Raw genomic sequence first — 25,586 nt, 5'->3', positions numbered from 1 at the left:
TATTTTTGTGTAAATAATTAGGTGCTTTTTTGTTGTATAAAAAAAAGCAGTGTTTAGTGTAGGGTTAAACAGCTGGTGGAGGCTTGTTTAAATGCTTAGATGTAACTGTATTTTTAACCTTAGGCTTTTTGTAATTAGTTACGGTTTTAGCTTTAGTTTCGGTAAAAATATATGGTGTTACAATAGTTGTAAAACTATAGTTTGTAAAAGAAGTATGGTTGTTAGTAAAAATAAAATCACACTGCTCACAATGTACAATGGCAGTGCCATCGTCATCAGAGTGGTAGCTTAGCGTGTGTATGTTTTGAGATCCAAGTAAAAGAAACCCAATCATTACTACGCTAAAAACCGATAATGTAATTTCTTTCAGCTTCATACGTTCTGCGAAAATACTTTTTTTAAAATGCAATAAAAATTGTATCTGGTAAAATTAACAAAATATTAATTGTTTTAATGATAAGTAATGCATTTAAGTTTAGACTAACCTTTAAAAAAAAAGCAATGATTCAAAAAATTATATTTGTTTATAATGCTAATTCTGGTGTAGGTAATGCAATGTTAGATAGTGCACATAAAATATTTAGCCCGTCTACCTATAATTGTAATTTGTGTAGTATTACTTTTGGTGTTTTTACAGAGGATAAAGCTTGGAAAAAATTTAGAAGTACTACTAATTTAGAACTTCAGTTTTTACATAAAGATGAATTTGAAAAGAAATTTGTTGGCAGTAAATTTGTAAACACTACGTTACCAGTTATATTTAAAGAGAGTGGAGGTGAGCTTAAGGAATTTATAACTACTAATGAGTTGAATGAGTTAAAAAGCTCAGACCAATTAATATCCGCTATAAAAACTAAGAATCTAAAGTAAAATTATTTAGATGCGGTAGCTTTATAAAAGTCATCATTAATGCCATCTATAAATTCTAAAACATCTTCTCTGCCTAAATTGTTTGCAGATGATGTTATAAAATATTGTGGTGCGTCTTCCCAAATACCTTCTAGTAATGCGTTAATGTAGTTGTCTGCTTGTTTTTGTATTACTTGGGGTTTTAATTTATCGGCCTTTGTAAAGATTAGGGCAAACGGAATTTGATTTTCTCCCATCCACTCTAAAAATTCTAAATCTACTTTTTGTGGTTCATGGCGTATATCAACTAAAACAAAAGCGCATACAAGCTGTATTCTTTCTTTAAAATAATCTGTAATGTATTTCTGAAATGTTTTTTTCTCTTTTTTAGAAACACGAGCATAACCATAACCTGGTAAATCTACTAAAAACCAATTTTCATTTACTTTAAAATGATTTATAAGTTGAGTTTTACCTGGTCTTCCAGATGTTTTTGCTAAGCTTTTGCGCTGCATTAGCATATTTATTAAAGAAGATTTACCTACGTTAGATCTGCCAATAAAGGCATACTCAGGCAAAGGCTCGCTAGGGCAAGACTTTACGTTAGAGTTACTTATTACAAAGCTGGCAGATTTTATTTTCAAGATAAATAATTTTTAAATTAAGCTTACAAATTACGTTTTTGTAGCCAGTTTTCTAGTATTGTATTAAACTCATCAGGGTGTTCCATCATAGGAGCGTGGCCACATTTTTTAATCCAATACAAATTAGAATCCGGTAATAACTTGTTAAAGTCATTAGCAACTTCTGGTGGTGTTACTGTGTCTTCTTCTCCCCAAATTATACAAGTTGGCGTTTGCATATTAGGTAAGTCATTTGCCATATTGTGTCTAATAGCGCTTTTAGCAATAGCAAGTGTTTTAACTAGTTTAATACGGTCGTTAACTGTAGCAAAAACTTCATCTACAATTTCCTTAGTTGCTACTTTAGGATCATAAAAAACATCTTGTGCTTTTTTCTTTATAAACTCGTAATCACCTCTTCTTGGGTAGCCATCTCCCATTGCGCTTTCATATAAACCAGAGCTGCCTGTAATAACTAATGCCTTTACAGTCTCTGGGTATAATTTTGTGTGTAATAAGCCAATATGTCCACCTAAAGAGTTTCCTAACAAAATAACGTCTGTTAGCCCTTTGTGGGTAATAAATTCTTGTACAAATTTTGCAAAACTTTTTACAGTAGTTTTTAGTAGAGGTTTGTCATATATAGGTAATTCTGGTACTAAAACTTTGTATCCTTTTGCGGGAAAATGTTCCATAACACCTTGAAAATTACTCAATCCACCCATTAATCCGTGTAAAATAATTAGTGGTGTTCCTTCCCCAATCTCTATATATCTGTATTTGCCTTCTGTAATAATCTTTTCTTCCATTAATAGGATAGCTCTTATGCTATTAAGTAGCAAATATAGGCATTTCCGCAAAAAGAATCGTCATTCTTTTTTGTAGATAAATTTAGATTTCTACCACCACATTACATCCTGTTTTTTAGGTTGTTAGTCTAAAAGTGATGTTCTGGGTGGGGAAACTTATTAACAATGTGGTATTTAGTGGTAAATTGTGGTATTATTTTTTATCTTTGATATCAGTTTTAAAATTCAGCTGATTTTAAATGGTAAACTTCATAGGAACATACGAGTGCAAGGCAGACGTTAAGGGCAGGGTAATGGTACCCTCAGCTCTTAAGAGTCAGATGGCCAGTGTTCTAAACAAAGGTTTTGTTATAAAACGTTCTGTTTTTCAACCTTGTTTAGAGTTGTATCCTATGGAAGAATGGAATCTTCTAATGGAGAAGATGAACAAGAAAAACCGCTTTAAAAAGAAGAACAACGACTTTATTAGACGTTTTTCTGCAGGGGTTAAAATTGTAGAGTTAGATGCTACAGGGCGTCTGTTAATTCCAAAAAATTTAGTAGAAATAGCAAATATTACCAAAGATGTGGTTTTAAGTTCTGCTATAAATATTATTGAAATTTGGGATAAAGATAGTTATGAAAAAGTAATTGAGGAAGACGCAGAGAATTTTGCGGATTTGGCAGAAGAAGTAATGGGAGGTGAAGAAGATGAGTTATCATAATCCAGTTTTGTTAAAGGAGTCTGTAGATGGACTAAGTATTAAGGAAGACGGAGTGTATGTTGATGTTACTTTTGGTGGCGGAGGACACTCTAGAGAAATTTTGAGTAGGCTTGGAGAAAAAGGTAGGCTTATTGGTTTTGATCAAGATGAAGATGCGCTTGCTAATGCTTTAGATGATGATAGGTTTTTATTAATTAATGAAAATTTTAGGTATATAAAGCAGTTTTTAAAATTTCATGGTATACGTAAGGTAGACGGAATTTTAGGTGATTTTGGGGTTTCTTCACATCAGTTTGATAAGGCAGAAAGAGGTTTTTCTACTCGTTTTGATGCTGACTTAGATATGAGGATGAGTCAAAAAAATACAGTCTCTGCTTTTGATGTGGTTAATAATTATGAGTACGATGATTTAAGAAGGGTATTGTTTCAGTATGGCGATTTAAGAAGTGCTAATGCTATGGCAAATACAATTATAGATTATAGGCAAGAGGGTGAGATTAAAACTACAGATCAGTTAAAACAGGTGTTGAAAAAGTTTTTGCCTGCTTTTAAAGAGCATAAAATTTTAGCTCAAATTTATCAGGCTATACGTATAGAGGTAAATCAAGAAATACAGGTTATTAAAGAGTTTTTAGAGCAAACTAATGATTTGTTGGTTGAGGGCGGAAGATTAAGCTTAATAAGTTACCATTCATTAGAAGATAGATTGGTGAAAAGGTATATAAGAGCTGGTAAGTTTGAGGGTGAGCCAGAAAAAGATTTTTACGGAAATATAGATGTTCCGTTTAAAAAAGTAGGTGGGTTAATAGTGCCATCTAAAGAAGAAATTGCTGTAAATAACAGAGCAAGAAGTGCAAAATTAAGAATTGCAGAGCGTAAATAATGAGAAAAGGATTGTTAGACATATTAAAAGGTAAGTTTTTGGTGAGTGGTGATGCTCCTAAAAATTGGATGTTTATCCTTTTTTCATCTTTTTTGGCTGCATTAATGATTGCTAGCGCGCATAGTGCAGATGCTAAAGTGCATAAAATTGCAGCCTTAAGTGAAGAGGTAAAAGAGTTGCGTAGTCAGTTTTTAGACGGGCGCTCTAATTTACAAGAGCTTAAGCTAGAGTCTTCAATAGTAGAAGAAGTTAAAAAAAGGGATTTGTATCCGTCAGAGACACCACCAAAAAAAATAAGAGTAATACCAGTTAAGTAGTGGCTACATCAGAAAAAAACATATTAACTCGTTTGTATATAGTTGCAGGCTTTCTGTTTCTGTTTGCTATTGCTGTGGCTGTAAAGCTAATAAGTATTCAGGTAGTAGATGGTGATAAGTACCGCAAACTGGCTATGGATCGTACAGAGCGTGTTTTTGTTATAGAGCCTAACAGAGGAAACTTAATTTCTGATGATGGTAGCTTGTTGGCTACATCTGTAAATAAGTATACAATAAGGTTTGATGCTGTAACGGTTCGTAACTCAGATTTTAATGAAAATATAAAACCTTTGTCAGATGCATTGGGTAAAATGTTTCAGAAACCATCATCTTATTACCAGCAACTATTAAGAAAAGCAAGGTCTAATAAAAATAGGTATAAGCTTATTGCTCGTAATTTAGATTATTCGGACTATATAAAAATTAAAAAATTTCCTCTTTTTGAAAAAGGGCCAAATAGAGGCGGACTTATAGTTGAGCAAAAAACAGTTCGTGAGCATCCTTTAGGAAAAATAGCAGAGCGTAGTGTTGGTTATGAGCGTGTAGATGAAGAAGGTCATTACACTAGAGTTGGGCTAGAAGGTGCTTTTGGACAGTATTTACGTGGTGAAGAGGGTAGGCGTTTAAAGCAGAAAATAGCAAAAGGACAGTGGAAACCAATTGGTCCAGATAATGATGTGGAGCCAAAAGATGGTTATGATGTTGTTTCTACAATAGATATTAATATACAAGATATAGCACACCACGCTTTGTTGGGGCAATTAGAAAAATATAATGCAGATCATGGTTGTGTAATTGTTATGGAGGTGGCTACAGGTGAGGTAAAGGCAATATCTAACTTGGGGCGTACTAAAAACAATACTTATTATGAGCGTCTTAACTATGCTGTAGGAGAATCTTCTGAGCCTGGGTCAACGTTTAAGTTAGTGTCTATGGTAGCGGCATTAGAAGATAAAATTATAGATACAAGTACTGTTGTTGATACAGAAAACGGACGTTGGAAAATTTATGATAGAACTGTACGTGATTCTAAATGGGGTGGTTACGGTAAAATTTCTTTTGGTAAGGCGTTTGAGTATTCTTCTAACACAGCTTTTGCTAAAGTAATACATAATGGCTATAAAAATAATCCAGAAAAATTTGTAGACCGTTTAATGGAAATGAACTTAAACCGAGATTTAGGTTTGCCTATTAAGGGAGAAGGGAAACCAGTTATTAGGTATCCTGGAGATAAAGGTTGGTCTGGTATTTCATTAGCTTGGATGTCTCACGGGTATGAGGTGTCTTTAACGCCATTACAAACATTAACTTTTTATAATGCTATTGCTAACGGCGGGGAAATGGTAAGGCCAAGGCTAATAAAAGAGGTGAAAGAGTGGAATAAAACTATTTATAAGTTTGATAAAGAGGTTATAAATCCGTCTATATGTTCTAAGGAAACAGTAAAAAAAGTACAAGCCTTATTAAAAAATGTGGTAGAAAGTAAAAAGGGTACAGGACATAAATTGTATTCTCCAAATTTTTCAATGGCTGGTAAAACAGGTACTGCGCAAAAAAACTATGTGGCTAAAGACCCAAATAAGTTGCAATACATATCATCTTTTGCAGGATATTTTCCGGCAGATGAACCAAAGTACTCTTGTATTGTAGTTGTGCATGACCCAGATAAAAAAGCAGGTTTTTATGGAGCAGATGTTGCTGGGCCTGTGTTTAAATCTGTAGCGCATAAAATATATGCTACGTCACCAAAAACAGATATTGTAAAAGGTTTAGCTGTTAGTAGTAAAAAGTTAAATGGAGATTATGAAGCTTACTATAAAAGTGTTCAAAAAAAATACAGAACCGTTCCTAATGTAAAAGGAATGAGTGGTATGGATGCTGTATCTCTTTTAGAGAATATGGGGATTAAGGTAGTAGTTAAAGGAAACGGAAAAGTAAAAGCACAATCTGTGGCTCAGGGAACAGCTGTAAACGGAGTGTCTAAAATAACGTTAGAATTATCGTGAAATTATTAAAAGACATATTATACGGTGTAGGTATTGTTGCTGTAAATGGCACTACAGATACTATGGTTAATGCCATATGTTTTGACTCTAGAAAAGTAGGGTTAGATGATGTATTTGTAGCTGTAAAAGGCACACTTGTAGATGGTCATAGTTATATAGATACCGCTTTAAATGCTGGTGCAAATGCTATAATATGTGAAACTATGCCAGTTAACCTGGTTAATGGTATTACATATGTACAAGTAAAAAATGGTAATGCTGCCTTGGCTATAATGGCTTCTAATTTTTACGGTACGCCATCTAAAAATTTAAAACTAGTTGGTGTAACAGGTACTAATGGTAAAACCACTATTAGCAGCTTGTTGTATCAATTATTTAAAAAAGCAGGTTATAAGGTGGGTTTACTATCAACTATTAAAATAATGATAGATGATAAAGAGATTAAGGCAACACATACAACACCAGATGCTATTACAATAAACAAATCTTTGGCAGAGATGAATAATGCAGGAGTAGAGTTTTGTTTTATGGAGGTGAGCTCTCACGGTATTCATCAAAAAAGAATAGAAGGTTTGGTTTTTGAAGGCGCCATTTTTACCAATTTATCTCATGATCATTTAGACTATCATAAAACTTTTGCAGAATATAGGGATACTAAAAAGTTGTTGTTTGATGGTCTGCCAAAAACTGCATGGGCACTTACCAATATAGATGATAAAAATGGTGCTGTTATGCTGCAAAATACCAAGGCAAAAAAGCAGACATACGCATTAAAAACATACGCAGACTTTAGAGCTCAAATATTAGAAAATCAGTTTAGCGGACAATTGCTAAAGATTGATGATAATGAGCTTTGGTCTAAATTAATAGGAGATTTTAATGCTTACAATATGCTTGCTATATATGCAACTGCGCAATTGTTAGGATTAGAAAAAATGGAAATTCTACGTCTTTTAAGTGAATTAGAAAACGTAGACGGAAGATTTCAATATTACATATCTGGTAAAAATATTACAGCTATAGTAGATTATGCTCATACTCCGGATGCTTTAAAAAATGTACTGAACACTATCAATGCATTGAGGACAGGAAATGAAGACGTCATCACCGTTGTGGGGTGTGGTGGCGACAGAGACAAGTCAAAACGTCCGGTTATGGGTCATATTGCTTCAGAAATGAGTACAAAAGTGGTTTTTACATCAGATAATCCAAGGACAGAATCTCCTTCAGAAATTTTAAAAGAGGTAGAGGCTGGTGTAGAAGCGCAAAATACGCGCAAGGTGTTAACAATAGAAAATAGAGAGCAAGCAATAAAAACTGCTTGTCAGTTAGCACAACCTAAAGATATTATTTTAATAGCAGGTAAAGGTCATGAAACATACCAAGAAACTAATGGTGTGCGCATAGATTTTGACGATTATAAAATTGTAAAACAATTACTAACAAGTTTAGAAAAGTAAGCACTAGTTATACAACACACAATATATGTTATACTATTTATTTGAGTTTTTAGAAAATGAGTATCAATTGCCTGGAGCAAGTCTGTTTCAGTTTATCACGTTTAGAGCTGCTATGGCAATAATTGTGTCTTTGTTGATAGCTACTGTTTATGGTAAAAAAATTATTCTTTTTCTTCAAAAAAAGCAGATAGGAGAAACTGTTAGAGATTTAGGATTAGATGGGCAAACGCAAAAGGCTGGTACACCTACAATGGGTGGTTTAATTATTATTATGGCCACTTTAATTCCTGTTTTATTATTTGCAAAATTAGACAATGTGTACATTTTACTTTTAATAGTAACAATGCTTTGGATGGGGGTTATTGGTTTTATTGATGACTATATAAAAATATTTAAAAAGGATAAAGAAGGATTAAAAGGAAAATTTAAAATTCTTGGTCAAGTTGTACTTGGTTTAATTGTGGGTTGTACACTTTATTTTCATCCAGGAGTAACAATTAAAGAAAATGCAATTGCCGGTATAGCAACAAAAGGTTCTGTTGTTACACCTATTTCTGTGCCAGAAATTAAATCTATGGCTACTACTGTGCCATTGGTAAAAAACAATGAGTTAGACTATACAAGTCTTATTTCTTGGATGGGTGATGGCGCAGAAGATTACGCTTGGTTAATATTTATTCCTATTGTAATATTTATAGTAACAGCAGTATCTAACGGAGCTAATTTAACAGACGGTATAGATGGTTTGGCTGCTGGTACATCTGCAATTATAGTTTTTACGCTTGGTATTTTTGCTTGGGTATCTGGTAATATTATTTTTTCGGATTATTTAGACATTATGTTTATTCCTAGATCAGGAGAATTGGTAGTTTTTATAGCGGCATTTGTAGGTGCGCTTATTGGTTTTTTATGGTACAATGCTTACCCAGCAAGTGTTTTTATGGGAGATACAGGTAGCTTAACTATTGGTGGTGTAATTGCTGTAATTGCTATAATTGTTCGTAAAGAATTAATAATACCTGTTTTATGCGGAATCTTTTTTGCAGAGTCTATTTCTGTAATGTTGCAAGTGGGCTATTTTAAATACACTAAAAAAATATCTGGTGTGGGTAAGCGTATATTTTTAATGGCGCCTTTACATCATCATTACCAGAAAAAAGGATATCATGAGAGTAAAATAGTAACCCGTTTTTGGGTAGTAAGCATCATTTTAGCAATTGTAACTTTTGTAACCTTAAAAGTAAGATAGGTGAAGAGGTTAGTGATTCTTGGTGGTGGAGAAAGTGGTGTTGGTACAGCACTTTTAGGAATAAAAAAAGGATACAATGTGTTTGTGTCTGATAAAGGAAAAATAAAAGAAGAATATAAAAAAGTTCTTAAACATTTTGAGATAGACTGGGAGGAGGAACAGCATACAGAATCTAAAATTTTAAATGCAGATTTGGTAATGAAAAGCCCTGGTATACCAGACAAAGTAGCCTTAGTGCAAAAATTGGCAGCTAAAAACATACCTGTAATTTCTGAAATAGAATTTGCAAGTAAGTATACAGACGCTACAATAATTGGTATTACTGGCAGTAACGGTAAAACAACCACAACAATGATGGTAAACCATATTTTAAAAGAAGAAGGTTTACACGTTGGTATGGCTGGTAATATTGGTGATAGCTACGCTAAAATGGTATCTGAAAATAACTTTGATTATTACGTATTGGAGATTAGTAGTTTTCAATTAGACGGTATTGTAGATTTTAAACCGCATATAGCCATTATAACCAACATTACGCCAGATCATTTGGATAGGTATAATTATGAGTTTGATAACTATATAACATCAAAATTTAGAATTGCAGAAAACCAAACAGAAGATGACTATTTAATTTATGATGCAGATGATGAAGTACTTGTAAGTTGGTTAGAGAAACACCCAGTAAAATCAAAATTAATACCCTTTTCACTAACAAAACAGTTTAAAGAAGGTGTTTGTTTAAAGAATAATAAAATACATATAACGACCCAAAATAATACAATAGAGATGGCAACAGATAACTTAGCTTTAGAAGGTAAACACAATTTAAAAAATACAATGGCAGCTTCAGCAGCTTCTAAATTAGTAAATATTAGAAAAGCTACTATTAGGGCTAGTATTGAAAATTTTCAGGGTGCAGCGCATCGTTTAGAGAGTGTTTTAAAAATTGCTCACGTACATTATGTAAATGACTCTAAAGCTACTAATGTTAATGCTACATATTACGCATTAGAAAGTATGAAATCTGCTACGGTTTGGATTGTTGGTGGAGTAGACAAAGGAAACGATTACAAGTCGTTAATGCCGTTGGTAAGAGAAAAAGTAAAAGCTATTATTTGTTTAGGAGTAGACAACTCTAAAATTATTGAAGAGTTTGGTAATGTTGTAGATCTGTTAGTTGAAACAAAAAGTATGAATGAAGCTGTAAAAATGGCTTATAAAATAGGTCAACGTGGTGATACTGTATTGTTATCTCCTGCTTGTGCTAGTTTTGATTTGTTTGAGAATTATGAAGATAGAGGTAATCAATTTAAAGCAGCTGTAAAAAGCTTATAATTAGTATAATAAAGTATAGTGTTAAGTTATTTTAAAAATATAAAAGGAGATAAGGCTATTTGGGGCATAGTTGCGCTATTGGCATTATTTTCGTTTTTGCCAGTCTACAGTGCTAGTAGTAATTTAGTGTATGTGGTTGGTAATGGTACTGCTGTAAGTCACCTAATAAAGCACGCTTTTTTGTTATTGCTTGGTTTTGGTATTATTTACGGTGTACATAAAATACCAATGCACTTTTTTAAAGGTTTGTCTATTATTGCTATGCCAATTGTACTGTTGCTTTTGGGGTATACGTTAGCACAAGGTAAAACTATTGGTGGCGCAAATGCAAGTAGGTGGATAAACATTCCGTTTGTTGGTTTTTCTTTCCAAACATCAACTTTAGCGGCTGTTGTTTTAATGATTTATGTTGCTAGATATTTAGCAAAAATTAAAAATAAAGTGGTTACTTTTAAAGAGAGTATTCTTCCATTATGGCTGCCTGTTTTTTTAGTAGTTGTATTAATTTTACCAGCCAATTTTTCAACTGCTGCAATTATATTTTTTATGGTACTTACGCTAACTTTTTTAGGTGGTTACCCTTTTAAATATTTGTTAGGTATTGTTGGTACAGGTATTGCTTGTTTGGCATTATTTATTCTTATAGCTAAAGCTGTACCAGATTTGTTTGATAATAGAATTGATACTTGGGAAAATAGAATAGCTAACTTTTTTAATGGTGAAGATACTAGTGAAGATTACCAAATAGAACGTGCTAAAATTGCAATTGCATCTGGCGGTGTTTTAGGTAAAGGTTCTGGTAAAAGTGTGCAAAAAAACTTTTTACCACAGAGTTCTTCAGATTTTATTTATGCTATTATAGTAGAGGAATACGGATTAGTTGGTGGTTTGGTAGTAATGTTTTTTTATTTATTACTGCTGTTTAGAATTGTGGTGGTGGCAAATGCAAACCCTAGTGTGTTTGGTAAATTGTTAGTAGTAGGCGTAGGCTTACCTATAGTTTTTCAGGCGTTTATAAATATGGCTGTAGCGGTAGAATTATTTCCTGTTACGGGACAAACATTACCATTAATAAGTAGTGGTGGTACGTCTATCTGGATGACGTGTTTGGCAATTGGTATTGTACTTAGTGCAAGTAATAAAGATCCAGTTAAAGAGAAAAAAGTAGTAGATGAGTCTAACCCTTTAGATGTGTTAAGTGAACAATTATAAATTTATATTATCTGGAGGAGGCACTGGCGGACATATATATCCGGCTATAGCAATAGCAAATGAGCTAAAGGAAATGTATCCTGATGCAGAATTTTTGTTTGTGGGTGCTAAAGACCGTATGGAGATGGAAAAAGTGCCACAGGCTGGTTATAAAATAGAAGGGCTTTGGATTTCTGGTTTACAGCGTAAGTTAACGTTTAAAAATATGTTATTTCCGTTAAAGGTTATTAGCAGTTTGTACAGATCTAAACAAATTATAAAAAAATTTAAACCTAATGCTGTAATAGGCACAGGAGGATTTGCAAGCGGGCCATTATTGCGTATGGCAGCGGGTAAAAATATTCCGTGTGTGTTACAAGAGCAAAATTCCTATGCAGGTATAACCAATAAATTATTAGCCGGTAAAGTGCAAAAAATTTGTGTTGCTTATGATGGTATGGATCGCTTTTTTGAGGCCAATAAAATTGTAAAAACAGGTAATCCTGTTCGTAAAGATTTGGTAGAGATGAAAGCTACTAAGCAACAGGCATTAGAGTTTTTTAGGTTAAAGAGTAATAATCCAGTATTGCTTGTTTTAGGTGGAAGTTTAGGAGCTAAAAGAGTAAATACACTTATAAAAGAGCAATTACCATTGTTTGCATCTTTAGGTGTGCAAGTAATTTGGCAATGTGGTAAGTTGTATTATCAAGACTATAAAAACTGCCAAAATGAAAATGTTTTGGTGTTCGATTTTTTAAATAAAATGGATTTTGCATACGCAGCGGCAGATCTAATTATTTCTAGAGCAGGTGCTGGTTCTGTATCAGAATTAAGTATTGTGGGGAAGCCGGTTATTTTTATACCGTCTCCTAATGTTGCAGAAGACCATCAAACAAAAAATGCTTTGGCTTATGCAGATAAAAATGCAGCTATTTTAATTAAAGAAAAAGAACTAGACGTTAAATTTAAAACTGTTTTTACAGATTTATTTCAGAATAAAGAAAGACAAGTAGAGTTGGGTGAAAATATAAAAAAGCAGGCACTCCCTAATGCCACAAGAAATATTGCTTTAGAAGTGCAAAAGTTATTAAATAAATGAATTTAAAAAATATACATAGCGTCTACTTTTTGGGTATAGGTGGCATTGGAATGTCTGCCTTGGCTCGCTATTTTAAATTTATTGGTAAAGAAGTTGCTGGTTATGATAAAACAGAAACTACTTTAACTAAAGAGCTTGCTGCATCTGGTATAGAAATTCATTATGAAGATAATGTAAGTCTTATACCAGAATATTATAAAAATATTAATAATACGCTGGTTGTGTATACGCCTGCTTTGCCTAAAAATAACCTAGAGTTAAATTATTATTTGACTAATGGTTTTGGAGTTAAAAAACGCTCTGAAGTTTTAGGAATTATAACCAATAATACATTCTGTTTTGGTGTTGCCGGTACACACGGTAAAACTACTACGTCTAGTATTTTGGCACATTTGCTGCACGAAACAGGTACTCCAATCACGGCGTTTTTAGGTGGTATATCTGAAGATTTTAATAGTAATTTTTTATTAGAAGGAACGGACTATTCTGTTGTAGAAGCAGATGAGTTTGATAGATCATTTTTACAGCTATCTCCAAATGTAGCTTGTATTACCTCTATGGATGCAGATCACCTAGATATTTACGGTACAGGAGACGATTTAAAGGATGCTTTTGTTGCTTATGTAAATAGGTTAGAGCCAAATGGTAAATTGTTTGTGCGTAACGGTTTGCCATTAAGTGGTATTACCTATGGTATAGAAGACGATTCTGATTTTTGTATTACAGATATAGAAATTAAAAACGGATCTTACTTTTTTAACATAAAAACACCAAATGCAGTTGTAAATGGGGTTAAGTTTAATAAGCCTGGTAGGCATAATTTACTTAACGGATTGGTTGCTTTTGCAATGGCATTAGAAGCTGGTAAGTCTCCAGAAATAGTTGCTGCTGCACTAGGTACTTTTAAAGGAGTGCAACGTAGATTTTCATACCGTATAAAAGAAGAAGATTTTGTTTTTATTGATGATTATGCGCATCATCCTACAGAGATAAATGCTGTGTATGAAGCAGTTTCAGAAATGCATCCAAATAAAAAAACTGTAGCAGTATTTCAGCCGCATTTATATTCTAGAACTAAAGATTTCATAGACGATTTTGCAGTTAGTTTATCGCAATTTCAAAGCGTTATATTGCTAGATATTTACCCAGCCAGAGAAGAGCCAGTAGAAGGTGTTACGTCGGAATGGCTGTTGGGAAAAATAAAAAATCCGAATAAAAAAATATGTTCTAAAAAAGAATTAATTAGTGAATTAAAAAAACAAAACCCAGAAGTGTTAGTAGCTATGGGAGCAGGAGATATAGGGCAGGAGATTGATAAAATAAAAAACGCTTTTACAAAATGAAAGTAAATTGGAACTATATAAAATTGATGTTTCTATTGCTCTTATTATTAGGAGTGTACGCTTTTTCGGGTGTTAGGCATCAATCTAAAAAAATAGTAAAAACTAAAGTTGAGTTTCTAGGCGAAGACAATTTGTTTATAACTCAGCAGATGGTTAATAAATTGTTAATACAAAATTTAGGAAGTCTTACAAACGTGCCAAAAGATGCGCTAGTTTTGAATAAAGTAGAAAAGGTTTTAGAAGCCAATAAAATGGTTAAAAGTGCTCAGGTTTATCTTACTGTAAATGGGGAACTTATATCTAAAATTGTACAACGTAAACCTTTAGGGCGTATTCAAGGAAATTCAAATTTTTATTTGGATGACGAGGGTAAGCGTATGCCTTTATCTAGTAACCACTCTGCAAGAGTGCCAATTATTACTGGAAAAATTACAGATAGTAGCCTTCAAAATTGCTTTGCTTTTTTGAATTTTATCAATTCTGATGATTTTTTAAAGAAAAATATTATTGGTATTCACATTGCAGATGAAAACGATTTTCAGCTTAAGCTTAGGTTAGAGGATTATGTGGTAAATATAGGTGGCGTAGAAAATTTAAAAGCTAAGTTTAATAATTACAAGGCTTTTTATAGTAAAGCAATAAAAGATAAAGCTTTAGGTAGTTATAAAGCTGTTAGTTTAGAGTACAATAATCAAGTAGTGTGTACCAAAATTTAAGTTATGGAGCCAGGTAAATATTCAGTAGGATTAGACATAGGAACAACAAAAATTGTTGCCATAATTGGTAAGGAAAACGAGTACGGTAAAATTGAAGTTTTAGGTATTGGTAAATCTAAAAGCCTTGGTGTACATAGAGGCGTGGTAAATAATATTACGCAAACTATAAAATCTATACAACAGGCTGTAGAAGAAGCAGAGGCTACCTCTGGCTTAAAAATTAGTTCTGTTGTAGTTGGTATTGCTGGGCAGCACATACGTAGCTTACAGCATAGTGACTATATTACAAGACCAGACTCTGAGCAGGTTATTAATGAAGATGATGTAGATATACTTGTAAATCAGGTTTATAAGCTAATTATGCTTCCTGGAGAAGAAATTATTCATGTGTTACCACAAGAATATAAGGTAGATGGGCAGGCAGAAATTAAAGAGCCAATTGGTATGTATGGTGGTAGGTTAGAAGCTAATTTCCATGTGGTAGTTGGGCAAGTATCATCTATTAAAAATGTTGGTAGATGTATTAAAAGTGCAGGTTTAGACTTAGGTAGCATAACGTTAGAGCCTTTGGCATCTGCAAATGCTGTACTAAGCCAGGAAGAAAAAGAAGCAGGTATTGCATTAATAGATATAGGAGGTGGTACAACAGATGTTGCTATTTTTAAAGATGGTATCATTAGGCACACTGCAGTAATTCCTTTTGGAGGTAATGTAATTACAGAAGATATAAAAGAAGGCTGTTCTATTATTGAAAAGCAAGCCGAACTATTAAAAATTAAATTTGGGTCTGCTTGGCCAGGAGAAAATAAGGATAATGAAATAGTTTCTATACCAGGATTACGAGGTAGAGAGCCTAAAGAAATTACACTTAAAAATCTTTCTAAAATTATACATGCTCGTGTTGTAGAAATAATTGAGCAGGTATATATGGAGATTAAAAATTACGGACACGAAGATCAAAAAAAGAAGCTAATTGGAGGTATTGTATTAACAGGTGGTGGTAGCCAGTTAAAACACTTAAAGCAATTAGTAGAGTATATAACCGGTATGGATACCAGAATAGGGTATCCTAATGAACATTTGGCAGGAGATTCTACTCAAGATATAGCAAGTCCGCTTTATGCAACAGGCGTAGGTTTGTTAATGAATGCAATAGAGACCAATGCTAAAAATAAAGAAATAGCATTAGAGGAAGCCCAAGCAGAAAAAGAAGCAATAGTAGAAAATAATCAAACAGAAGAAGGTTTCCAAACAGAAGAACCAAATACCACATCAACCAAAAAAGAAGTGAAACCAGAACGTAAATCCATTTTTGAAAAATGGTCTGATAAGTTGAAAGACTTTTTAGATAATGCAGAGTAACGCATAAATAGAAAAATTGAAAAAAATAACTCAGTAAAATAACAGTATGAGCAAGAACACTGAATTAGAAAGTAATATCTCTTTTGATTTGCCTAAAAATCAAAGTAACGTAATAAAAGTCATTGGTGTTGGTGGCGGTGGTAGTAACGCAATAAATCACATGTTCCAAGCCGGAATAAATGGTGTAGATTTTATTGTTTGTAATACAGACTCACAAGCATTAGAAAACAGTACAGTGCCTAATAAAATAAGATTAGGTGTTACCTTAACAGAAGGTTTAGGTGCGGGTGCCAACCCAGAAGTTGGTGAGCAAGCTGCCATTGAAAGTATGGAAGACATAAAAAGTATGTTAGATTCTAATACTAAAATGGTATTTATTACTGCTGGTATGGGTGGTGGTACAGGTACAGGTGCTGCCCCAATAATAGCTAAGCAAGCAAAAGGTATGGATATCCTTACAGTGGGTATTGTTACAATGCCTTTTCAGTTCGAAGGAAAAATGAGATGCCAGCAAGCTCAGACTGGTATAGAAAAACTTCGTGCTAATGTAGACTCATTAATTGTTATTAATAATAATAAACTTAGAGAAGTATACGGTAATTTAGGCTTTAAAGCCGGTTTCTCTAAAGCAGATGAAGTATTAGCAACTGCTGCTCGTGGTATAGCAGAGGTTATAACTCATCACTATACACAAAACATAGATTTACGTGACGCTAAAACAGTATTATCAAACAGTGGTACTGCAATAATGGGTTCAGCAAATGCATCTGGCTCTTCTAGAGCGCAAGAGGCTATTATGAAAGCTTTAGACTCGCCATTATTAAATGATAATAAAATAGCTGGTGCTAAAAACGTATTGTTGTTAATAGTTTCAGGTGCTCAGGAAATTACTATTGATGAAATAGGTGAAATTAACGATCATATACAAACTGAGGCAGGACACGGAGCTAACATTATTATGGGTGTTGGTGAAGATGAAAATTTAGGTGATGCAATAGCAGTTACTGTTATAGCTACGGGTTTTAATGTAGATCAGCAAGATGATATTGTAAATACAGAATCTAAAAAAATAATTCATACTCTAGAAGACGAGCAGAAGGCTACTCATAACTTAACACCAAATAATGCAAATGTTGTTTATGAAGTTGTAGAGCCAGAAACTACTCCTGTTAAAAAAGAGGTTGCTCCAGAAGAACCAGAAGTAATTAAACACACGCTTTTTGAGGATGAAAAACCAGAAATGGATTTAATACCTACAACAAATTTTATAAAGAATTTTAATGTTTTTTATGATGAAGTAGTTGCAGAAACTCCTAAAGAAGATGATTTTGTTATTGTAGACGTTAGAAATTTTGACGTTGTAGATGCAGAGGAAGTTAAAGTTGTTCAAGAAGAAGATCAGTTTGCATTTAGTTTTGATATTCCTCGTAAAGAACAGAAAGTAGAAGAGGAAGAGCAAGAACATACTATTACATTTAGTTTAGATGATGAAGATGTAAATAATATGGATGTAAAAGATCATGTAGAGGTTGTTCCTGTTTTAGAGTATAATAAAGAAGGAGAAAAAAGATATAGTTTAGATGACTATATGGAGTTAGAAAAAGAGCTTACAGGAGCTAAATCTAAAGCAGAAAAGGCAGAGCCTAAAATTATTGATGAAGAGTTAGCTTTTGAGAAAAAGACAGTTGCGCCAAAAGCAACTCAGGCACCAACACCGGCTCCAGCACCTGCTCCAGAAGAAAAAGAAATAGAGGTAGATCCAATGAATACCCCTATTGAAGATTTGTTAAGAAACAGAGCAGATGAGCGTAGAAGGAAATTAAAAGACTTTAACCATAAGTTTAAAAACAATATTAATACCGTAAATGATATGGAGAAAAAACCAGCTTATTTACGTCAGGGTGTAGATTTAAATCAGAACAACCCTGAAAACAGAATTTCTAGAACAACGTTAAGTGAAGACGGAGACGATATTCAATTACGTTCTAATAATTCTTTTTTACATGATAATGTAGATTAATGTAGTTTTTAAACTATATAATTTAGTGTATAAACCCGAAAGCAATAATTGTTTTCGGGTTTATTTTTTTATCTTCGTGTTCCTAAAAATTATAAATTATGAGCTTACAACAAGATGTAATGACGGCAATGAAAACAGCTATGAAAGCTAAAGATAGCGTTGCTTTAGAGTCATTAAGGGCTATAAAATCTGTTTTGTTAATGGCGCAAACAGAGTCAGGAGCAAAAACAGAATTAACTGAAGAAGAAGAAATAAAAATTGTACAAAAATTAGTTAAGCAACGTAAAGACAGTGCAGCTATTTATAAAGAACAAGGAAGAGAGGATTTGGCAGCTCCAGAGTTAGCACAGGCAGAAGTAATTGCACAATTTTTACCAGAGCAAATGTCAGAAGATGATATAGCTAAGGTTGTAGAAAGTGTAATAGCAAAAACAGGAGCAGAAGGTATGAAAGATATGGGCAAAGTTATGGGTATGGTATCTTCTCAGTTGGCAGGTAAAGCAGATGGTAAAACAATTTCTACTATAGTAAAAAGTAAATTAGCTTAATTTTTTTATAGGCTAATAAAAGGCCCCGTGGCGCAACTGAATAGCGCATCAGATTTCGGCTCTGAGGGTTGGGGGTTTGAGTCCCTCCGGGGTCACGAATAAACAAAGAATCCAAAATTGAAAATTAAGTTTACTTGTGTTTTCAATTTTGGATTCTTTGCTTTAAAAGCGGAGCTTTTAGATAAATTTTATAAAGCATATATAATGTAAAAACCACGCAACTTGCGTGGTTTTCTGGTTGGTGTCTAGTATGTTTTTTTATGATTTAGCCAAGTCTCTACTATGGTTAACTTCAAAATAGTTTTGTACATTTTCCATAATATGAGATTCTTTTAATGTAGAGTTGGCTGTTTTGTATTCTTGGTCTATTAATTTTTTCGCAGGAAACGTTTCGCAGTGTATTTCTTCACCTTTAATATTGGTAGTTTTTACAGTTGCAGTACCTTCTAATAAAGATTTTCCTGTTACTATTATAAAAGAACGTTCTTCGTCTACAGCAGAAATACCTGTTCTTATTTTTGTGTTTTCAATAATAATGTCCGACTTAATATCTGCATTTGTTTTTGCTTGGTTTGCAGATTTTTTATCGTTACTGCAAGATAAAAATAATGATGCTGTTGCTAATACTGATACAAATAATTTAGTTTTCATAATTGAGTGCTTTTTAAATACACTACAAAGATGAAGCTATTACAGGCCTAAGAATACGCCTAAATAAGTGAAAATACACACCCTGAAAACAGGGGTGTAGATTTGTTAATCGTCTAGAAGGCCTATTTTTATTGCGTGTTTGGTTAGTCCGGCTAAGTTTTTTACGTTTAGCTTAGAAATTAAATTTTTACGGTAGCTCTCTATAGTGTGTTTGCTTAAAAATAACTCGTCTGCAATTTCTTGTGTGGTATATTCTTCTGCAATTAGTTTCAAAACTTCTTTTTCCCTATTGGTTAAAGAAATTTCTTTTTCCTTTTTACTAGCAAACATAGCATCTGTGTATGCTTTTTTAATTTCTGAAGAGAAATATTTTTCACCCTTTACAATGCTTCTAATAGCTTCTAGTAATTCTTCTTTTTCAGCATTTTTAGGTACATATCCATCTACATTATTTCTTATCAACGTGTCAATCATAGTTCCATCAATATGCATACTTACAACTAAAGTTTTTAGGCTAGTAAAACGTTCCTTAACTATGTTGTTAAGTTCAATGCCATCAACTTCTGGCATAGTTAAGTCTGTAATTAGTAAATGTATGTCTGCTGCGCCATTAATGTCTAAGTACTTTACAACTTGTGCTCCGTTTTTGGCTGTTAAAATTACATTAAACTCAGGTGCATCATTTAAAATACTCATTAGACCATCAATAAACATTTTGTGGTCATCTGCAATAATAAGGTTATATGTTGTCATTGGTTGTGTTTTTAATTGGTATTTCTATAGATACTACAGTACCTCTGTTAATTGCTGAGTCTACGTGTAGCGTACCGTTTAGTTTTTCTATTCTGCTTTTAATGTTTTTAAATCCAATACCTTCTCCGTTTTTACTAGTGTCAAAACCTTTTCCGTTATCTTCAAAAAGTAAAGTAATGCTATCTTCAAAATAATTTAAATGAATATCAGTAGTAGATGCTTTTGCATGTTTTAAGGTGTTGGTCATTAACTCTTGGATAATTTTAAACAACTCCATTTTAACAATTTCATTAAGAGTGTTTATTTTATCCTCTGGGTGAGGGTGAAACTCTACATTTAGTTTGCCAGTGCTTGTGATAGATTTAGTATATTCTTTTATAAGCTGCGTAAAATCATCTTGTCTAAACTTTTTAGGAATTAGGGTGTGAGAAATGTCTCTAACTAATTGATAGGTTTCATCTAACTGACCTGAAATTGTGTTTAGTGTTTGGGTTTTTTCTTTTACACTTGCTAATTGCAATTTTATGCCGGCTAAGTTGCCACCAATACTGTCATGTAATTCTTGAGCAATACGTTTGCGCTCTTCATCCTGACCTTCAATAGCGGCCTTTATTAATTTTAATTCTTGTTCTTGTTTAAGTGCGGCTACTTTTTGACTATTAATTTCTTCATTTTTTTTAGCCAGCTCGCTCTGTGCTTGCATTTTTTGGTAGTAAGTATATAGCAAAGCAATGACAGGGATAAGAATCACTAAAAATCCAATTAAAAAAGCAGCTTTAATGGTTTTTTGCCTATCTAATTCGGCTTGCTGTTTAATTTGATCTTCTTTTAAATCAGATATAGCTTGTTCTTTTTTTATAGTTTCATACTGTATTTCAAGTTCTTTTATTATTTCTCTTTGTTGTTTTGCTTTAATTTGATTTAAAACACTAAAGAGTTGCGTCATTATAGCGTAAGCATTTTTATAGCTTTCCTGTTTGTAGTAGCTTTTTGCTTGTATGGTTAAAATTTGCTTTTGAAATTCTAAATTTTCATGATCTATAGCATTAATATAAGCTGTTGTAAGACCTATATTTGCAATGTCATAGTATTCTTGCTTGTAATATAATTTGGCAACGAGTAGCGCTCCTTTGTAATAAATAGCGTTGTATTCGTTTGCTTTTGCTTGATTGCTTATTTGTGCATATTGCTGTAGTGCTGTAGGGTAGTCATTGTTTATTTCTATTAGTTTAGCTAGCTCTAGTCTAACATCTAGCTCCATTTCCAGATCTTTAAGCTGTTTAGAAAGCTCTAAAGAAGAGTTGTAATATTCTTTAGCTTTATCATATTCTTTTTTTTGTGAATATGCATTACCTAATTGCATTAATGCTTTATTTGTGGTAGCTGGCTGTTGTTTTCCATATGCGGAAATACTTTCTTTAAGTAAGCTAATGGCTTTATCTATACTGTTTTGGGCTATGTAATTTTTTGCAAGACTCACATTGTGCAAGTACATATATTCAGAGTCGTTAATTGCTTCGGCTTCTTGTAGTCCCTTTATATTCCACTCAATAGATTTATCTACAAGTCCGTTTAAAGAACTGCCTAAAGACATAAAATAATATGCCTTTGCAAACAAATATTTCTTTTCTTTTTCGGGTTTATCCCAATTGCCTAATTCCTGGACATATAAATTGCCATAATGTAAAACAGAATCTGTATTTGCTTTATAGGCATGTTTTTCTATTAACTGGTCAAAAATTGAAAAGCGTTGTGCTCCAAATTCTGCTTTTTTAAGAGCTTTGTAATAGGGTTGTAGAGTTTCGTCTAATTCAATTTGTGACCAAGAGAATGAGAAAAAAGGAGTGTCATCCTCTTCTTTTTTGATGCTATCTGCTTCTTGAGCATTTGCAAACTGAAAAACTCCAATTAAAAGAAAAACTAAAATGTGTTTAAATTTAATGTGCTCTTGTAGGTGGTATGTAGATTTGGTGGTAGTCAAAAAAATAATAATTTATGTAATTGCATATTGTGTTTTAAACCATTTTAAGATTTAAAAAAATGCGTTAACTGTTTGTTTTGGTGTTGTTAGCAAAGTTTGTGATAATTGTTTGTTTAAAAAACCCGTAAGTTAGTGAAACGCATATCCCTGAAAACAGTGTAATATAATTATTATTTCTTTTTTAAGATAGTACTTATTATTTTTTTAGCGTGAATTCTAGAATTTTCTATAAACCATTTATGTGTTTCCATACCTCCGCAAATTACGCCTGCCAAAAAAACATTGTTTAAGTTGGTTTCCATTGTGTGTGTATTGTGAGTCGGAATTTTTTTATCATCATTAGATAAAGTAATTCCCATTTTGGTTAAAAATTCAAAATTAGGTCTGTAGCCTGTTAAAGCTAAAACATAATCGTTTTCTAATACTATAGTTTCGTTAGCTGTTTTTATAACAAGCTCTCTTTCTTTAATTTCTGTAATATTAGCACTGTATATAACTTTTATACTACCTTCCTCTATACGGTTAATAATGTCTGGACGTACCCAATATTTTACACGTTTACCAACTTCAGATCCTCTAATTATTAAAGTAACTTCTGCGCCTTTACGCCAACATTCTAATGCAGCATCTATAGATGAGTTACTTGCTCCTACAACCGCTAATTTTTGTTTAGAAAAAAAATGAGGATTATTGTAGTAATGACTTACTTTTGGTAAGTTCTCTCCGGGTATATTTAATTTGTTTGGTATATCATAAAAACCAGTAGCAATTATAACGTTTGTAGTGTTGTAAGTTTGCTTACTGGTTTCTAAGGTATATGTTGTGGTATTTTTAGTAACACTAATTACCTTTTCAAACAAATTAATGCTTAGGTTGTTACTACTCACAATTCTTCTGTAATATTCTAAAGCTTCCTCCTTTTTGGGTTTGGCTTCATTACTTATAAAAGGAATGTTGTCTATTTCTAGTTTTTCTGATGATGAAAAAAATTGCATTTTAGCAGGATAATTGTAAAGTGAATTTACAATACATCCCTTTTCTATAATAAGATAAGAAAGCCCATTTTTTTTAGCTTCTAACCCACAGGCAATACCAATTGGACCGCCACCAATAATTACAACATCTAATAAATTCACTAGCCTATAATTTCTTTTAAGTTTTTAATTGTATCAGTTGGGTTGTCACTTTTAAAAACAAAACTACCCGCAACAAGCACATCTGCACCTGCATCTACTAATGCTTTTGCATTTTTAGAGGTAACTCCGCCGTCGATCTCTATAAGTGTAGTTGCATTATTTTTAGTAATTAGTTCTTTTAAAGCTTTTACTTTATTGTATGTGTTTTCAATAAAAGATTGCCCGCCAAAACCAGGATTAACGCTCATTAGACATACAACATCAATATCGTTAATAATGTCTTCTAAAAGGTTTACGTTAGTATGTGGATTTAAAGCAACGCCAGCCATCATTCCTTCTGCTTTAATAGCTTGTAAAGTTCTGTGTAAATGTGTGCAAGCTTCATAGTGTACAGATAATACGTTTGCACCTAACTCAGCAAAGGTTTTTATATACCTGTCTGGGTCTACAATCATTAAATGCACATCTAATGTTTTTGTTGCGTGCTGTGCAATACTTTTTAACACAGGCATACCGTAAGATATGTTAGGAACAAAAACGCCGTCCATAATGTCTATATGGTGCCAATCTGCCTCGCTGTTGTTTACCATTTCTACATCTCTCTGTAGGTTTCCAAAGTCTGCTGCTAATAAAGAGGGTGCAATTTTATTGTTGCTCATTTTATTTTAGATTGATATTTGTACAAAAGTACGCATTTGATATAAATTGAAATAGTGGAAATTAACCTTTATAATTTGTTTAAGATTGATGCTTGTAAAAAACAAAAAAGCCTGTTGTTTTTAACAACAGGCTTTGCATGTAATAAGTTAAATTCTTTATATATTAAAGGACTTCAACGTTTACTGCATTAGGTCCTTTTTTTCCTTCTTCAACGTCATAACTAACTTTGTCTCCTTCAGCTATTTCGTGTGTTAATCCACTAATGTGAACAAAAACGTCTTTACCACCATCATCTGGAGTGATAAAACCGAAACCTTTAGAGTCGTTAAAAAATTTTACTGTACCGTTACTCATAATTTTATTTTTAATTTAAAGTGCAAAGATAGTATAATATCAATACAAAGCGTTTTTTATTTTTTTTTCTAAACTCTAGGTAAATCTCCTTCTCCTTTTAGTGGTAAAGTAGAGCTTCCTGTTAAGTAAACATCTACGTGATGCGCTGCCTGTCTGCCTTCAGAGATGGCCCATACAATTAATGACTGACCTCTTCTTTGGTCTCCTGCAACAAAAACACCGGGTACATTGGTCATATAGTTTTTTGCAGATGCTTTAATATTTGTTCTAGAGTCGGCTTCTAAGCCTAATTGCTGAGCTACAGTCATTTCTGACCCTGTAAAACCCATTGCAAGTAATACTAGCTCACATTTCCATTCTTTTTCTGTTCCAGGAACTTCTTTTAATGTAGGTCTTTGTCCAGGTGTTTTTATCCACTCTACTTCTGCGGTTATAAGCCCTTTTAAGTTTCCTTTTTCATCTCCAATAAATTCTTTGGTAGATATGCTAAAAAAGCGTTCTGCCCCTTCTTTATGAGAAGAACTTGTGCGCAAACGCATTGGCCAAAACGGCCAAGGTTGGTCTGCTGGTCTTTCTGGAGTTGCTTTACTCATAATTTCAAAATTAGATACAGAGTTTGCTCCGTGGCGTATAGATGTTCCTATACAGTCAGACCCGGTATCACCACCACCAATAACAATAACATCTTTGTTGGTAGCCTTTATTTCTTCTCCTAGATCTGTAATACCATCTACACGTTTGTTGTTTTGCTTTAAAAAGTCCATTGCTTGTACAACCCCTTTTAAATCTGCTCCTTTAATAGGTAAATTTCTGCGTACTGTTGCCCCACCAGAAAGTACTACGGCGTCAAAATCTTCTTTTAGTGTGTTAGCATCTATATCTACTCCTATATGTGTGTTAGTCTTAAAAATTATTCCTTCCTCTTTAAGAACTTCTAATCTTCGGTCTATTACGTTTTTTTCCATTTTAAAATCTGGAATACCATAACGTAATAATCCTCCAACTTTTGCATCACGCTCAAAAACAGTAACTAGATGTCCGGCTCTGTTTAATTGTTGTGCAGTAGCTAAACCAGCTGGCCCAGAACCTATAACAGCAACTGTTTTACCAGTTCTTGTTTTAGGAGGTTGTGCTGTTATCCATCCTTTAGAAAATGCAGTTTCTACAATGTTTTTCTCTATATTTTCTATAGATACAGGATCTTCATTAATGCCTAGTACACAGGCTTCTTCACAAGGAGCAGGGCATAATCTGCCTGTAAATTCAGGAAAATTGTTAGTAGAATGTAGTATGGTTGCTGCTTTTTCCCATTTGCCTTTGTATACAGCATCATTAAAATCTGGAATTAAATTTCCTAAAGGGCATCCGCTATGGCAAAACGGAACTCCGCAATCCATACAACGTGCACCTTGATTTTTTAATTCAGTTTCTTTTAGTGGTTGTGTAAACTCTTTATAATTTTTTATGCGCTCTTCTACAGGAGCATAGTCTTCTATTTTTCTTTCGAACTCTAAAAATCCAGTTATTTTTCCCATAG

25 protein-coding genes and 1 tRNA gene are annotated in these 25,586 nt (G+C 33.1%); 16 read left to right on the top strand and 10 right to left on the bottom strand.

The window, feature by feature from the left end; all coding sequences use genetic code 11:
* Positions 1–64: 64 nt before the first annotated feature.
* Positions 65–376 carry a hypothetical protein gene (locus tag KLA_RS01120; protein ID WP_034643002.1) on the bottom strand — a complete coding sequence of 104 codons (312 nt, stop codon included), beginning with the start codon at positions 374–376 and terminating at the stop codon, positions 65–67.
* A gap of 125 nt (positions 377–501) precedes the next feature.
* Between KLA_RS01120 and KLA_RS01115 the strand changes: the two genes are divergently transcribed.
* Positions 502–870 carry a hypothetical protein gene (locus KLA_RS01115; RefSeq protein ID WP_034643333.1) on the top strand — a complete coding sequence of 123 codons (369 nt, stop codon included), beginning with the start codon at positions 502–504 and terminating at the stop codon, positions 868–870.
* A gap of 2 nt (positions 871–872) precedes the next feature.
* Here KLA_RS01115 and yihA read toward each other — a convergent pair whose 3' ends face one another.
* Complete coding sequence (gene yihA / locus KLA_RS01110) at positions 873–1,493, bottom strand: ribosome biogenesis GTP-binding protein YihA/YsxC (protein ID WP_013621579.1); 621 nt, start codon at positions 1,491–1,493, stop codon at positions 873–875.
* 23 nt (positions 1,494–1,516) lie between these two features.
* Positions 1,517–2,281 (bottom strand): alpha/beta fold hydrolase, encoded by a 765-nt coding sequence (locus KLA_RS01105; RefSeq protein ID WP_034642999.1) that lies wholly within the window; start codon positions 2,279–2,281, stop codon positions 1,517–1,519.
* A 239-nt stretch (positions 2,282–2,520) separates the two neighbouring features.
* Here KLA_RS01105 and mraZ point away from each other — a divergent pair, with 239 nt between their 5' ends.
* From mraZ to KLA_RS01030, 15 genes are all read left to right on the top strand, one after another.
* Positions 2,521–2,985 (top strand): division/cell wall cluster transcriptional repressor MraZ, encoded by a 465-nt coding sequence (gene mraZ / locus KLA_RS01100; protein WP_013621581.1) that lies wholly within the window; start codon positions 2,521–2,523, stop codon positions 2,983–2,985.
* Positions 2,972–3,868 (top strand): 16S rRNA (cytosine(1402)-N(4))-methyltransferase RsmH, encoded by an 897-nt coding sequence (rsmH, locus tag KLA_RS01095; RefSeq protein WP_034642994.1) that lies wholly within the window; start codon positions 2,972–2,974, stop codon positions 3,866–3,868. The genes mraZ and rsmH overlap by 14 nt, the downstream gene beginning before the upstream one ends.
* Positions 3,868–4,185, top strand: coding sequence for an FtsL-like putative cell division protein (locus KLA_RS01090; RefSeq protein ID WP_034642992.1), 318 nt, complete (start codon positions 3,868–3,870; stop codon positions 4,183–4,185). Before rsmH ends, KLA_RS01090 begins: the two co-directional genes overlap by 1 nt.
* Positions 4,185–6,191, top strand: a complete 2,007-nt coding sequence (locus tag KLA_RS01085; protein ID WP_013621584.1) for a penicillin-binding protein — start codon at positions 4,185–4,187, stop codon at positions 6,189–6,191. Before KLA_RS01090 ends, KLA_RS01085 begins: the two co-directional genes overlap by 1 nt.
* The gene (locus KLA_RS01080; RefSeq protein ID WP_013621585.1) at positions 6,188–7,651 is read left to right on the top strand and encodes a UDP-N-acetylmuramoyl-L-alanyl-D-glutamate--2,6-diaminopimelate ligase; all 1,464 of its coding nucleotides are present in this window, start codon (positions 6,188–6,190) and stop codon (positions 7,649–7,651) included. Before KLA_RS01085 ends, KLA_RS01080 begins: the two co-directional genes overlap by 4 nt.
* A 25-nt stretch (positions 7,652–7,676) precedes the next feature.
* A complete protein-coding gene (mraY, locus tag KLA_RS01075; protein ID WP_013621586.1) occupies positions 7,677–8,900 on the top strand; it encodes a phospho-N-acetylmuramoyl-pentapeptide-transferase in 1,224 nt (407 codons plus the stop codon).
* The gene (gene murD, locus KLA_RS01070) at positions 8,901–10,235 is read left to right on the top strand and encodes a UDP-N-acetylmuramoyl-L-alanine--D-glutamate ligase (RefSeq protein WP_013621587.1); all 1,335 of its coding nucleotides are present in this window, start codon (positions 8,901–8,903) and stop codon (positions 10,233–10,235) included.
* A gap of 18 nt (positions 10,236–10,253) precedes the next feature.
* Positions 10,254–11,447 (top strand): FtsW/RodA/SpoVE family cell cycle protein, encoded by a 1,194-nt coding sequence (locus KLA_RS01065; protein WP_034642988.1) that lies wholly within the window; start codon positions 10,254–10,256, stop codon positions 11,445–11,447.
* On the top strand, positions 11,434–12,525 hold the full coding sequence (gene murG / locus KLA_RS01060; RefSeq protein WP_034642985.1) for an undecaprenyldiphospho-muramoylpentapeptide beta-N-acetylglucosaminyltransferase: 1,092 nt from the start codon (positions 11,434–11,436) through the stop codon (positions 12,523–12,525). The genes KLA_RS01065 and murG overlap by 14 nt, the downstream gene beginning before the upstream one ends.
* Positions 12,522–13,868 carry a UDP-N-acetylmuramate--L-alanine ligase gene (gene murC / locus KLA_RS01055; protein WP_034642983.1) on the top strand — a complete coding sequence of 449 codons (1,347 nt, stop codon included), beginning with the start codon at positions 12,522–12,524 and terminating at the stop codon, positions 13,866–13,868. The genes murG and murC overlap by 4 nt, the downstream gene beginning before the upstream one ends.
* Positions 13,865–14,584, top strand: a complete 720-nt coding sequence (locus tag KLA_RS01050; protein ID WP_013621591.1) for a cell division protein FtsQ/DivIB — start codon at positions 13,865–13,867, stop codon at positions 14,582–14,584. The genes murC and KLA_RS01050 overlap by 4 nt, the downstream gene beginning before the upstream one ends.
* 3 nt (positions 14,585–14,587) lie before the next feature.
* A complete protein-coding gene (ftsA, locus tag KLA_RS01045) occupies positions 14,588–15,946 on the top strand; it encodes a cell division protein FtsA (protein WP_013621592.1) in 1,359 nt (452 codons plus the stop codon).
* Positions 15,947–15,992: 46 nt separating this feature from the next.
* Positions 15,993–17,966: a cell division protein FtsZ gene (gene ftsZ, locus KLA_RS01040; protein ID WP_013621593.1), complete on the top strand. Its 1,974-nt coding sequence runs from the start codon at positions 15,993–15,995 to the stop codon at positions 17,964–17,966.
* 98 nt (positions 17,967–18,064) lie between these two features.
* Positions 18,065–18,514: a GatB/YqeY domain-containing protein gene (locus KLA_RS01035; protein ID WP_034642981.1), complete on the top strand. Its 450-nt coding sequence runs from the start codon at positions 18,065–18,067 to the stop codon at positions 18,512–18,514.
* 21 nt (positions 18,515–18,535) lie between these two features.
* Positions 18,536–18,609: transfer RNA gene (locus KLA_RS01030), tRNA-Arg, on the top strand.
* Between the two features lie 163 nt (positions 18,610–18,772).
* Here the strand turns inward: KLA_RS01030 and KLA_RS01025 are convergent.
* The 7 genes from KLA_RS01025 to KLA_RS00995 all read right to left on the bottom strand — a co-directional run bounded on the left by KLA_RS01025 (position 18,773) and on the right by KLA_RS00995 (position 25,584).
* Entirely contained in the window at positions 18,773–19,165 is a 393-nt protein-coding gene (locus KLA_RS01025; RefSeq protein ID WP_013621595.1) for a hypothetical protein, read from the bottom strand.
* Between the two features lie 105 nt (positions 19,166–19,270).
* Positions 19,271–19,918 (bottom strand): LuxR C-terminal-related transcriptional regulator, encoded by a 648-nt coding sequence (locus KLA_RS01020; RefSeq protein WP_013621596.1) that lies wholly within the window; start codon positions 19,916–19,918, stop codon positions 19,271–19,273.
* Entirely contained in the window at positions 19,905–21,899 is a 1,995-nt protein-coding gene (locus KLA_RS01015; RefSeq protein ID WP_034642979.1) for an ATP-binding protein, read from the bottom strand. The genes KLA_RS01020 and KLA_RS01015 overlap by 14 nt, the downstream gene beginning before the upstream one ends.
* Positions 21,900–22,069: 170 nt before the next feature.
* Entirely contained in the window at positions 22,070–23,035 is a 966-nt protein-coding gene (locus tag KLA_RS01010) for a YpdA family putative bacillithiol disulfide reductase (protein WP_034642976.1), read from the bottom strand.
* Positions 23,035–23,694: a ribulose-phosphate 3-epimerase gene (gene rpe, locus KLA_RS01005; protein WP_013621599.1), complete on the bottom strand. Its 660-nt coding sequence runs from the start codon at positions 23,692–23,694 to the stop codon at positions 23,035–23,037. The genes KLA_RS01010 and rpe overlap by 1 nt, the downstream gene beginning before the upstream one ends.
* A 163-nt stretch (positions 23,695–23,857) precedes the next feature.
* A complete protein-coding gene (locus KLA_RS01000) occupies positions 23,858–24,049 on the bottom strand; it encodes a cold-shock protein (protein WP_013621600.1) in 192 nt (63 codons plus the stop codon).
* A 68-nt stretch (positions 24,050–24,117) separates the two neighbouring features.
* Positions 24,118–25,584: a glutamate synthase subunit beta gene (locus KLA_RS00995; RefSeq protein WP_013621601.1), complete on the bottom strand. Its 1,467-nt coding sequence runs from the start codon at positions 25,582–25,584 to the stop codon at positions 24,118–24,120.
* Between the last annotated feature and the right edge of the window lie 2 nt (positions 25,585–25,586).

The sequence above is a fragment of the Cellulophaga geojensis KL-A genome (assembly GCF_000568425.1).
Taxonomy (GTDB): Bacteria; Bacteroidota; Bacteroidia; order Flavobacteriales; family Flavobacteriaceae; genus Cellulophaga; species Cellulophaga lytica.
The sequence above is the reverse complement of the archived record's forward strand: the minus strand, read 5'-3'. Positions and strand labels throughout refer to the sequence as shown.

What these genes read in the sequence shown, in the direction of transcription:
- KLA_RS01120 (WP_034643002.1), bottom strand. Translation starts at nt 376, where the DNA reads ATGAAGCTGAAAGAAATTACATTATCGGTTTTTAGCGTAGTAATGATT.
- KLA_RS01115 (WP_034643333.1), top strand. Translation starts at nt 502, where the DNA reads ATGATTCAAAAAATTATATTTGTTTATAATGCTAATTCTGGTGTAGGT.
- KLA_RS01105 (WP_034642999.1), bottom strand. Translation starts at nt 2,281, where the DNA reads ATGGAAGAAAAGATTATTACAGAAGGCAAATACAGATATATAGAGATT.
- mraZ (WP_013621581.1), top strand. Translation starts at nt 2,521, where the DNA reads ATGGTAAACTTCATAGGAACATACGAGTGCAAGGCAGACGTTAAGGGC.
- rsmH (WP_034642994.1), top strand. Translation starts at nt 2,972, where the DNA reads ATGAGTTATCATAATCCAGTTTTGTTAAAGGAGTCTGTAGATGGACTA.
- KLA_RS01090 (WP_034642992.1), top strand. Translation starts at nt 3,868, where the DNA reads ATGAGAAAAGGATTGTTAGACATATTAAAAGGTAAGTTTTTGGTGAGT.
- mraY (WP_013621586.1), top strand. Translation starts at nt 7,677, where the DNA reads ATGTTATACTATTTATTTGAGTTTTTAGAAAATGAGTATCAATTGCCT.
- murC (WP_034642983.1), top strand. Translation starts at nt 12,522, where the DNA reads ATGAATTTAAAAAATATACATAGCGTCTACTTTTTGGGTATAGGTGGC.
- KLA_RS01050 (WP_013621591.1), top strand. Translation starts at nt 13,865, where the DNA reads ATGAAAGTAAATTGGAACTATATAAAATTGATGTTTCTATTGCTCTTA.
- ftsA (WP_013621592.1), top strand. Translation starts at nt 14,588, where the DNA reads ATGGAGCCAGGTAAATATTCAGTAGGATTAGACATAGGAACAACAAAA.
- ftsZ (WP_013621593.1), top strand. Translation starts at nt 15,993, where the DNA reads ATGAGCAAGAACACTGAATTAGAAAGTAATATCTCTTTTGATTTGCCT.
- KLA_RS01035 (WP_034642981.1), top strand. Translation starts at nt 18,065, where the DNA reads ATGAGCTTACAACAAGATGTAATGACGGCAATGAAAACAGCTATGAAA.
- KLA_RS01025 (WP_013621595.1), bottom strand. Translation starts at nt 19,165, where the DNA reads ATGAAAACTAAATTATTTGTATCAGTATTAGCAACAGCATCATTATTT.
- KLA_RS01020 (WP_013621596.1), bottom strand. Translation starts at nt 19,918, where the DNA reads ATGACAACATATAACCTTATTATTGCAGATGACCACAAAATGTTTATT.
- rpe (WP_013621599.1), bottom strand. Translation starts at nt 23,694, where the DNA reads ATGAGCAACAATAAAATTGCACCCTCTTTATTAGCAGCAGACTTTGGA.
- KLA_RS01000 (WP_013621600.1), bottom strand. Translation starts at nt 24,049, where the DNA reads ATGAGTAACGGTACAGTAAAATTTTTTAACGACTCTAAAGGTTTCGGT.
- KLA_RS00995 (WP_013621601.1), bottom strand. Translation starts at nt 25,584, where the DNA reads ATGGGAAAAATAACTGGATTTTTAGAGTTCGAAAGAAAAATAGAAGAC.